The sequence below is a fragment of the Mycobacterium sp. genome (assembly GCF_035697385.1).
Classification (GTDB): domain Bacteria; phylum Actinomycetota; class Actinomycetes; order Mycobacteriales; family Mycobacteriaceae; genus Mycobacterium.
The window spans coordinates 1-8,884 of the sequence record NZ_DASSCY010000051.1 but is presented as its reverse complement, the minus strand read 5'-3'; the positions used below and the strand labels follow the sequence as shown (position 1 = coordinate 8,884).

Annotated in this window: 12 protein-coding genes and 1 tRNA gene; 5 read left to right on the top strand and 8 right to left on the bottom strand. The window is 66.8% G+C overall.

Going from position 1 to position 8,884, the window contains the following annotated elements; all coding sequences use genetic code 11:
* From VFH65_RS04720 to VFH65_RS04695, 6 genes are all read right to left on the bottom strand, one after another.
* Positions 1–441, bottom strand: a 441-nt coding sequence (locus tag VFH65_RS04720; RefSeq protein WP_353319989.1) for an inositol monophosphatase family protein, incomplete at its 3' end; no start/stop codon positions are given.
* Positions 441–1,268 (bottom strand): SCO1664 family protein, encoded by an 828-nt coding sequence (locus tag VFH65_RS04715; protein WP_353319988.1) that lies wholly within the window; start codon positions 1,266–1,268, stop codon positions 441–443. The genes VFH65_RS04720 and VFH65_RS04715, both read right to left, overlap by 1 nt.
* Entirely contained in the window at positions 1,252–1,836 is a 585-nt protein-coding gene (locus VFH65_RS04710; RefSeq protein ID WP_353319987.1) for a DUF3090 domain-containing protein, read from the bottom strand. Before VFH65_RS04710 ends, VFH65_RS04715 begins: the two co-directional genes overlap by 17 nt.
* 56 nt (positions 1,837–1,892) lie before the next feature.
* Positions 1,893–2,609, bottom strand: coding sequence for a histidine phosphatase family protein (locus VFH65_RS04705; protein ID WP_353319986.1), 717 nt, complete (start codon positions 2,607–2,609; stop codon positions 1,893–1,895).
* Between the two features lie 28 nt (positions 2,610–2,637).
* On the bottom strand, positions 2,638–3,468 hold the full coding sequence (locus VFH65_RS04700) for an undecaprenyl-diphosphate phosphatase (protein WP_353319991.1): 831 nt from the start codon (positions 3,466–3,468) through the stop codon (positions 2,638–2,640).
* Between the two features lie 44 nt (positions 3,469–3,512).
* Entirely contained in the window at positions 3,513–3,824 is a 312-nt protein-coding gene (locus tag VFH65_RS04695) for a hypothetical protein (RefSeq protein ID WP_353319984.1), read from the bottom strand.
* A 114-nt stretch (positions 3,825–3,938) separates the two neighbouring features.
* On the opposite strand from VFH65_RS04695, the gene VFH65_RS04690 reads away from it, so the two are divergent.
* Genes VFH65_RS04690 through VFH65_RS04680 form a run of 3 tightly spaced genes read left to right on the top strand, consistent with a single transcriptional unit; the run spans position 3,939 to position 6,318 of the window.
* Positions 3,939–5,000 (top strand): YncE family protein, encoded by a 1,062-nt coding sequence (locus tag VFH65_RS04690; protein ID WP_414688357.1) that lies wholly within the window; start codon positions 3,939–3,941, stop codon positions 4,998–5,000.
* Entirely contained in the window at positions 4,997–5,254 is a 258-nt protein-coding gene (locus VFH65_RS04685; RefSeq protein ID WP_353319982.1) for a DUF5703 family protein, read from the top strand. Before VFH65_RS04690 ends, VFH65_RS04685 begins: the two co-directional genes overlap by 4 nt.
* 2 nt (positions 5,255–5,256) lie before the next feature.
* Positions 5,257–6,318, top strand: a complete 1,062-nt coding sequence (locus VFH65_RS04680) for a quinone-dependent dihydroorotate dehydrogenase (protein WP_353319981.1) — start codon at positions 5,257–5,259, stop codon at positions 6,316–6,318.
* An 87-nt stretch (positions 6,319–6,405) separates the two neighbouring features.
* Here the strand turns inward: VFH65_RS04680 and VFH65_RS04675 are convergent, their stop codons facing one another.
* Both VFH65_RS04675 and VFH65_RS04670 read right to left on the bottom strand, forming a co-directional pair.
* The gene (locus VFH65_RS04675) at positions 6,406–6,942 is read right to left on the bottom strand and encodes a YbhB/YbcL family Raf kinase inhibitor-like protein (protein WP_353319979.1); all 537 of its coding nucleotides are present in this window, start codon (positions 6,940–6,942) and stop codon (positions 6,406–6,408) included.
* A gap of 18 nt (positions 6,943–6,960) precedes the next feature.
* The gene (locus tag VFH65_RS04670) at positions 6,961–8,313 is read right to left on the bottom strand and encodes a M20/M25/M40 family metallo-hydrolase (RefSeq protein WP_353319978.1); all 1,353 of its coding nucleotides are present in this window, start codon (positions 8,311–8,313) and stop codon (positions 6,961–6,963) included.
* 63 nt (positions 8,314–8,376) lie between these two features.
* Here VFH65_RS04670 and VFH65_RS04665 point away from each other — a divergent pair.
* Both VFH65_RS04665 and VFH65_RS04660 read left to right on the top strand, forming a co-directional pair.
* A tRNA-Leu gene (locus tag VFH65_RS04665) sits at positions 8,377–8,462 on the top strand.
* Positions 8,463–8,488: 26 nt separating this feature from the next.
* A partial coding sequence (locus VFH65_RS04660; protein ID WP_353319976.1) for a DUF899 family protein occupies positions 8,489–8,884 on the top strand: 396 nt, incomplete at its 3' end.

Genomic DNA, 8,884 nt, shown 5'->3' with positions numbered 1-8,884 from the left:
GGCGATGCGGATCGGACCGTCGCCCCGCGGCGGCGGAGCGGTGACGGTGTCGGTGCGATAGACCTCGCCGCGGGCCGGGAGCCCGACCACGGCGTCGGTGATGCCGCCGTCCGGACCGCCGTCGCGCTGCCACAGCGCGATGTGCACGGCCCAGTCATCGCGGCCTGGCCGGGAGTACTCGTGGGTGCCGTCCACCGGGTCGACGATCCAGACCCGGTCGGCGTGCACCCGGGACAGGTCGTCGACGGCCTCCTCGGACAGCACCGCGTCGTTGGGCCGGTCCTGACTCAGGCGGTCCAAGATCAAGACGTTGGCCCGTTTGTCTCCGGCGTCGCCGAGGTCGTACGGGTCGTAGAAACCGACCTCCTCGCGCACCGCCAGCAGCAATTTCCCTGCGTCGCGGGCCACCTCGGCGGCCAGCGCCGCATCCGTCAGCGTCATCAGAACGCCGGCCAGGGAATGGGCCGCCGCCGGTCGGGTGTGGGCATTACCGGATTGTCAAGTAGCGCAAGGGTTCTGGCGTGCAGAGCATCGATCTCCCGGTCGGTGATGTGCTCGCACAGCTGCTGACCGAGTTCGCCTCGCAGGCCGTCACGCAGGTACGCAACCGTATCCAACGTCTCGTCGTCGACGGGCTTTCCGGCCCAGCCCCACAGCACGGTGCGCAGCTTGTCCTCGACGTGCAGGCTGACCCCGTGGTCGACGCCGTAGACCTGCCCGTCGACACCGGACAGGATGTGACCGCCCTTGCGGTCGGCGTTGTTGATCAGCACGTCGAAGACGGCCATCCGGCGTAGCCGCACGTCGTCGGCGTGCACCAGGGTGACCTCGTCGCCGGCGTAGTCGTAGGCCTGCAACACGGCGAGGTATCCGGCGGGGACGTGGCCCGCGGGCAGCAGGTCGACCAGATCGGGCCCACCTGCGGGCTCATCGCCGACCTCGTCACCGGGCTGGTCCACCCACAGCTGCAGCATGCCCGGCCCTGCGGGTCCGTCGCGAATAATGGTGTAGGGCACGATGTTCCAGCCCGTCGCGTCCGAAACCAGATAGGCGGCACGCTCGCGGCCCGCCAGCGTGCCGTCAGGAAAGTCCCACAGCGGCGCCTCACCGGCGATCGGCTTGTACACGCAATGCGCTTGCCGCTCACCGAGATTCGCCTCACACAGGAAGGTGGCGTTACTCGCGGAGCGTATTCGTCCGATGACGGTTAGCTCGCCGCGCCGCAACACCTCGCTGTCATCTGGGGCGGCGCTAGGACTCGGCGTCATCGTCGGACCCCGCTAAGGCGCCGCGCCGGTAGCCGTTGGTGCGCACGCAGATATGGCCCTCGGGGTCCAGCGGTTCGTCGCACAACGGGCAAGGGGGGCGACCGGCGGAGATGACGCGGTTGGAACGCGTCGCGAACTGGCGCGCGGACTCCGGTGTCAAGAAGACCCGTACCGCATCGGGTCCCTCTTCGGCGTCGTCGAGCACCACCGAAGCATCGAACTCGGTCTCGGATACCGCGAGGAGTTCCACGACGACCGTCTGCGCCTCCGAGTCCCAGCCAAGACCCATGGTCCCGACGCGGAATTCGGCGTCGACGGGAGTGACCAGCGGGCTGAGGTCCTCGATATCGGTCTCGGGCGGGATGGGTGTGCCGAATCGGCGGTTGATCTCCAGTAGCAGCGCCGCGATCCGTTCGGCGAGCACCGCCACCTGCTGCTTCTCCAGCACAACCGACACCACGCGCTTGTCGTGCACCGCCTGCAGGTAAAAAGTCCGGTTTCCCGGCTGCCCGACGGTCCCGGCCACGAAGCGGTCGGGTGTACGGAAGACGTGAATTGCGCGGGGCATGGCATCCTCCAAAATACCGGCAATGGCACGTCAGCCGTAATTGCACGACGAGTGCCTCAATCGGTCGAGCCGCCGACAACCGCATCTTCTGGCGGCACCTCGCCGTCCTTGCCCTCGGCCTGAGCGTCGGCCTTGGGCGGCTTGGCCAGCAGACCGGCGGTGAGTTGGTCTCCGGTGTGGTTGACGTGAATGACGAACGGGCGCAGCGCGGTGTAACGGATCACACTCATCGACGCGGGATCGGCGGTGATGCGCTGAAAGCTGTCCAAGTGCGTGCCGAGCGCGTCAGCGACTACGGCCTTGATCACGTCGCCGTGTGTACAGGCAACCCACAGCGCGTCGCCGTCGTGCTGCTCGGCCAGCCTGCGGTCGTGCTCTCGCACCGCAGCGACGGCGCGGGCCTGGACGTGGGCCAGGCCTTCACCGCCGGGGAACACCGCAGCGCTGGGCTGCTGCTGAACCACCGCCCACAACGGTTCCTTGACGAGATCGCCGATCTTGCGGCCGGTCCAGGAGCCGTAATCGACCTCGGAGATCCGTTCGTCGACCACGGGGTCCAGACCCAGCGCGGCGGCCAACGGTTCCACCGTGCGCCGGCAGCGCAGCAGTGGGGACCGCACGATCGCGCGGATGGGTAGCGAGCCGATTCTGGCGACGACCTTGTCCGCCTGTTCCCTGCCCTTGTCGTCCAGGTCGACGCCGTCCGAGCGGCCGGCCAGGGTGTATGCGGTGTTCGACGTCGATCTGCCGTGCCGAAGCAAGATGACGGTCATGTCGTCTCTTCGCGCAAGCGCTCATCGGTCATGTTGCAGCCACCACCCCCGTCGACAGCAGGATCAACACCATCGTGCCCAGCAGCACGCGATACCCGACGAACCAGTACATGCTGTGCCTGACGAGGAACTGCAGGAACCACGCCACCGCGGCGAACCCGATCACGAACGCGATCAGTGTCGCCACCAACAACTGTGGCCCACTGGCGCTCATTCCCTCACCGGACGGATGGAACGCGTCGGGCAGGGAGAACAGGCCGGATGCAAAGACGGCCGGGATGGCCAGCAGGAAGCCGAAGCGGGCGGCGGTGGCGCGGTCCACGCCGAGAAACAGTCCCGCGCTGATCGTCGCGCCGGACCGCGAGACGCCCGGCACCAGGGCAAGACACTGCGCTAGGCCCACGGTGATGCTGTCCTTCCACGTGAGCTGTTCGACGTGACGCTGCTGCCTGCCGAAGTACTCGGCTGCGGCGATGACGACCGAGAAACCGACCAGCGCAATCGCGATCAGCCAGAGATTGCGTGCGCCCGTGCGGATTTCGTCCTTGAACAGCAACCCGAACACGCCGATAGGGAGCGTGCCGATGATGACGTACCAGCCCATCCGGTAGTCGGCGTTGCGTTTCGCCGCGTCGAACAGGCCGCCAAACCACGCCTTGACGATGCGGCCGATGTCGCGCGCGAAGTACAGCAACACCGCGAACTCGGTGCCGAGTTGGGTGACGGCCGTGAACGACGCGCCTGCGTCGTCGGCGAAGAACACCCTCGAGGCGATGGCCAGATGGCCGGACGACGACACAGGCAGGAATTCGGTGAGTCCCTGCAATACCGAGAGAACGATTACCTGCACCCACGACATTGCCGGGACGTCCGTCACGACGACGACCGTACCGTGGGGTGTTGTCAGCGGCTGGGTCGCGCCACCGGCTGCGCGTCGGCCACCGCATCACGCACGGCGGCCGTGAGGCTGCGCTCGTCGGTGAGGTCGATGTCGGTGAGCTTGCGAGTCGCGACCGCGACCACGTCCTCGGCCTGCGGAACGGGCCCGCTCAGCCGCGGACGGTAGAGCTCCACGAGCAGCATCTGCTTTTCGACGCGAAAGGAGAAGGGCCGTCCGTCGCCGACATGGCCAAATCCACTGGCGTGTATACCAGTCCAGATGTCCTCGACAGCAAACTCCTGTTTGCCCAACTCCCGGTCTGCCGCGAGGGTCATGCTCGCACCATAACCCGGGTTAGGCCCCCGGACGGGGAGTACATGTCCGCGCCACGACAAGCGGTTTGTAATCCGCGGCGAGCGGTCTGCCTAGACTGTTTCGTTAGCCGTACTATTCGCACGATCGAGAGCTACCCATTGTTGCCCTGCCTAAACCGCCTAGCTCAGCTAGTTCGCTCGTGCGTGGCCGCGCTGGCAATTGTGGGTATCGCTGGATGCTCGTCGAATCCCGCCGCCGACGACCCACCGCCGACCATCGTGCCAGCTCAAGCGGCAGTGTCTCCCCCGGTTACCGGGGATCCGGCCGGCATCGTGCGGCCGCTGGACGCCAAGGCGCAAGCCGCGGTCTTCGACCCTGCCACGGGTTTGCTGGCGGTCCTGGCCCCCGCCGTCGACGGCAAGGGGACGCTGATGACGCTCGGCGTGACGGGGACTCCGGACTCGGTGCCGCTGCCCGGGCCGGCCACGGCCATGGCGGGCGACAACGAGGGGCGGTTGTTTGTATCCACCCGAGGCGGCTACTTTCGGGTCGATCTGCGCGCCGGCACGGCCGATCGGGTTGACGTCGAGGGCCAGCAGGCCACCGAGTTCACCGCGATCGCGCGCCGCGCCGACGGCAAGCTGGTGCTTGGCAGCGCCGACGGCGCGGTGTTCACGTTGAGCTCCGAAAACGCCGTCGACGCGTCCCTCAAGATTTTTGCGCGAGTGGATGCCCTTGTCACACAAGGAAATACGACCGTCGTTCTTGACCGCGGCCAGACGTCGGTGACCACCGTCGACGCCAGCGGATCCGACGCCAAGCACTCGCTGCGGGCCGGCGAGGGAGCGACCACGATGGCTGTCGATCCCGCGGGCCGGGTGCTGGTCACCGATACCCGTGGCGACAGTCTGCTGGCATTCGGCGTCGACCCGCTGATCCTGCGTCAGCGATACCCCGTGCGCGGCGCCCCGTACGGGCTGGTCGGATCGTCGAAGCTGACTTGGGTGTCGCAGACGGCGACGAACACCGTGGTTGGTTACGATCTGGCCACCGGTATCCCCGTCGAGAAGGTGCGCTATCGAACCGTGCAGCAGCCGAACTCCCTGGCCTTCGACGAAGCGTCTGGCACCCTGTATGTGGTGTCGGGCTCGGGAGCGGGTGTGCAGGTGATCTCCGATGCGGCGGTGATCAGATGACGGCGATGCACCGCGGGCGGATGCCAGAGGGCTGGGACAAAGATCTCTCCGACGAGTACGAGTGGATCCCGCTGCGGCTGCCGCCCGACCTGACACGCATCAGCGCATCCACCCGATTGTCGATCGAGGCCGAGTACCGCGGCTGGGAGCTCACCCGCGTCCGGTTGTATACCGACGGCAGCAGGCGAGTGCTGCTGCGCCGCAAGAAAACCGCCGTAGACAGGTTGCGCGTCCCGGATCAACCGGGGCTGTAGCGATGTATCGCGCGCTGCGGCGGGCACTGTTCCTGGTTGCCCCCGAACGCATTCACACGTGGGTGTTCGCCTTATTCCGCGGTGTTACCGCGATGGGGCTGACGCGCCGGGCGTTGACGCGCTGGCTGGCACCGCGTGATCCGGTGCTGGCCAGCACGGTGTTTGGGGTGCGGTTCCCAGGGCCGCTGGGGCTGGCCGCGGGCTTCGACAAGGACGGTAGCGGCCTAAACACTTGGGGAGCACTGGGTTTCGGCTACGCCGAGGTCGGCACCGTCACAGCGCAGGCCCAGCCCGGCAACCCGTCGCCGCGAATGTTCCGGCTGCCCGACGACCGTGCGCTTCTGAACCGGATGGGGTTCAACAACCACGGCGCGGGCGAACTGGCGCTGCGGCTGGCCCGTGGATTGCCAACCGTGCCAATCGGGGTGAACATCGGCAAGACGAAGGCCACGCCTGCCGAACATGCGGTCTCCGACTACGCGGAGAGCGCGAGGCTGGTCGGGCCGTTGGCGGCGTTTCTGGTGGTCAACGTCAGCTCACCGAACACCCCGGGGCTGCGTGATCTGCAAGCCGTTTCGTCGTTGCGGCCGATCCTTGCCGCGGTGAAAGCCGAGACGACGACGCCGGTGCTGGTGAAGATCGCCCCGGACCTGTCTGACGCCGACGTCGACGAGATCGCGGATCTGGCAGTCGAATTGGGGCTTGCCGGCATCGTCGCCACTAACACCACCATCAGCCGCGACGGCCTCAACACGCCCGGCGTCGGCGAGCTCGGGCCTGGCGGGATTTCCGGCCCGCCGGTTGCGCAGCGATCCGCCGAGGTGTTGCGGCGGCTGTACCGGCGCGTCGGCGACCGGTTGGTGTTGATCAGCGTCGGCGGAATCGAGACGGCCGACGACGCGTGGGACCGCATCACGTCGGGCGCCTCGCTGCTGCAGGGCTATACGGGCTTCGTGTACGGCGGCGGCCTGTGGGCCAAGCACATTCACGACGGCATCGCGCGCCGCTTGCATGAGGGCGGCTTCACCTCCTTTGCCGACGCTGTCGGCTCGGCGTTGCGTTAGCGCACCATCCCTACCCCGCGAGTGACCACAAAATGCCACCGTTCGACGGCGTGTCGACGTACAAACACGGTCGCTCGCGGTGGGGAGTTACGACTGTTCGTAGGTGCCGTGGATGACGGCGCGGGCGATCGCATTCATGAACAGGTTGAATCCCAGATACGCCGGGCTGGCATCCCCGTCGATCTCCAGCTTCTCGACCTTGACGGCGTGCACGGCGATGAAGTACCGGTGCACACCGTGTCCCGGCGGCGGTGCCGCACCGACGTAGCGCTTGAGGCCGGCGTCGTTGGCCAAAGTGATTGCGTCGCCGGGGAATCCGCTACTGCTGCCGTCGCCGACGCCTGCGGGCAGGTCGGTGACTGTCGCGGGCAGGTTGGCGACCGCCCAGTGCCAGAAGCCGGATGCGGTCGGGGCGTCGGGGTCGTACACGGTGACCGCGAAGCTGCGGGTTTCCTCGGGGAACCCCGACCAGCTCAGCTGCGGTGAGATGTCGGATCCGCCGGCACCCATGATGCCGCTGACTTGATCATTGGCCAGCGGTTGCCCGTCGGTGACCGACTCCGATGTCAACGTGAACGTCGGCAGCTTGGGCAGGAACTCGTAGGGGTTGTAATCAAACGCCATGATTGTCCTTTCTGGTGGTCAGCAGTGTCGCAGGAAATGCTCGAGAACCTTGGTGCCGAACTTCAACGCGTCAACGGGTACCCGCTCATCGACGCCGTGGAACAGTGAAGTGAAATCCAGATCCGGCGGCAGTTGAAGGGGCGCGAATCCGAAGCAACGAATTCCCAAGCGGTCGAACGCTTTTGCATCCGTGCCACCGGAAAGCATATAGGGAACGATCCGCGCGTCCGGGTCCAGGGAGAGAATCGCGCCGTTCATCGCGTCCACCAGGTCGCCGTCGAAGGTGGTCTCGTATGACGGCAGGGCGGTGATCCATTCCCGCGTCACGTCGGGGCCGATCAGCTCGTCGACTTCCCGCTCGAACGCGGCCTGTCGGCCGGGCAGAATGCGGCAGTCCACCACCGCCTCCGCGGTGGCCGGGATGACGTTGGCCTTGTAGCCGGCCTTCAGCATCGTCGGATTGGCGGTGTCGCGCAGCGTGGCGCCGACGACCCTGGCGATCGGGCCCAGCTTGGCGATCGACCCCTCCAGGTCCGGTGAGTTCACGTCGAAGCTGTACCCGGTTTCCTCGGTCACCGCCTCGAGGAACTGGGCGACGGCGTCGGTCATGACGACCGGGAACTGGTGGCGGCCCAGCTTCGCCGTGGCCTCGGCGACCGCCGTGACGGCGTTGTTGTCGTGGATCATCGACCCGTGCCCGGCATGGCTGCGGACGCTGAGTTTCATCCACATCATCGACTTTTCCGCGGTCTCGACCAGGTACAGCCGTCGTTCTCCTCCGCCCTTGCGGGGCACGGTCAGCGAGAATCCGCCGACCTCACCGACGGCCTCGGTGACGCCCTCGAACAGGTCAGGCCGGTTGTCGACCAGCCACTGGGAGCCGAACTTGCCACCGGCCTCTTCATCGGAGAGGAAGGCGAACACCAGGTCTCGCGGCGGCGTTGTGCCGGAACGCTTGAAATGCCGCGCGATCGCGATCAGCATCCCGCACATGTCCTTCATGTCGACCGCACCGCGGCCCCACACATAGCCGTCCTCGACCGCGCCGGAGAACGGGTGCACGCTCCAGTCCGCAGCCTCGGCGGGCACGACGTCGAGATGCCCGTGCAGCAGCAGGGCGCCGCGGCTGGGGTCGGCACCGCGCAGGCGGGTGAACACGTTGCCCCGGCCAGGGGCTCCGGCCTCGATGTATTCGCATTCGTAGCCGACTTCTTCGAGCTGTTCGGCCACCCACCGCGCACACTCGGCCTCGCCTTTTGTGGTCTCGGGCTCGCCGGTATTGGACGTGTCGAAGCGGATGAGCGCGCTGACGAGGTCAACCACTTCGGCTTCGACTTCGGGGGGAGGCGTCACAGTCACCTTTCCTACCATTGCAGTGGCGGTTGGGTTTGGGTCTGGGCTGCGGAATCCGTTAGCCTTAGCTGCCCAGAGCAGGTCCGAGTGGCGGAATGGCAGACGCGCTAGCTTGAGGTGCTAGTGCCCTATTAACGGGCGTGGGGGTTCAAGTCCCCCCTCGGACACACGTGGCGGCGGAGAGAATGCAGCCATGAACGATGAATCACCAATCCTCGGTGCGCCTGCGGTCGTTGACCGAGCCACCTTCCAGGCCGAACTCGACAAACTGAGGGCCAGGGAGAAGGCACACACCCGGGAAGGCGACGCGATCTCCGCGGCCCGCCGGCGCCTCCCCATGGTCGAGGTTGATCCCGCCCTCGAGCTGCTCGGGCCCAACGGGCCGCTCACCCTGCTCGATGCGTTCGAAGGGCGCATGCAGCTCATCGCCTACTACTTCATGTGGTGGCCCGGGCGGCCCGCGCCCGAGCAGTGCGAAGGCTGCACCTTGTTTCTCAGCCAGGTCGGCGAGCTGTCTTACCTGCACTCCCGTGACATCACCTTCGCGGTCTTCAGCGAGGGCCGCAACACCGCGTTCGGCCCCGCCGAC

Excerpts from the sequence above, each read along its gene's own strand:
- VFH65_RS04715 (WP_353319988.1), bottom strand. The coding sequence starts at position 1,268 with ATGACGCCGAGTCCTAGCGCCGCCCCAGATGACAGCGAGGTGTTGCGG.
- VFH65_RS04710 (WP_353319987.1), bottom strand. The coding sequence starts at position 1,836 with ATGCCCCGCGCAATTCACGTCTTCCGTACACCCGACCGCTTCGTGGCC.
- VFH65_RS04705 (WP_353319986.1), bottom strand. The coding sequence starts at position 2,609 with ATGACCGTCATCTTGCTTCGGCACGGCAGATCGACGTCGAACACCGCA.
- VFH65_RS04700 (WP_353319991.1), bottom strand. The coding sequence starts at position 3,468 with ATGTCGTGGGTGCAGGTAATCGTTCTCTCGGTATTGCAGGGACTCACC.
- VFH65_RS04695 (WP_353319984.1), bottom strand. The coding sequence starts at position 3,824 with ATGACCCTCGCGGCAGACCGGGAGTTGGGCAAACAGGAGTTTGCTGTC.
- VFH65_RS04685 (WP_353319982.1), top strand. The coding sequence starts at position 4,997 with ATGACGGCGATGCACCGCGGGCGGATGCCAGAGGGCTGGGACAAAGAT.
- VFH65_RS04680 (WP_353319981.1), top strand. The coding sequence starts at position 5,257 with ATGTATCGCGCGCTGCGGCGGGCACTGTTCCTGGTTGCCCCCGAACGC.
- VFH65_RS04675 (WP_353319979.1), bottom strand. The coding sequence starts at position 6,942 with ATGGCGTTTGATTACAACCCCTACGAGTTCCTGCCCAAGCTGCCGACG.
- VFH65_RS04670 (WP_353319978.1), bottom strand. The coding sequence starts at position 8,313 with ATGGTAGGAAAGGTGACTGTGACGCCTCCCCCCGAAGTCGAAGCCGAA.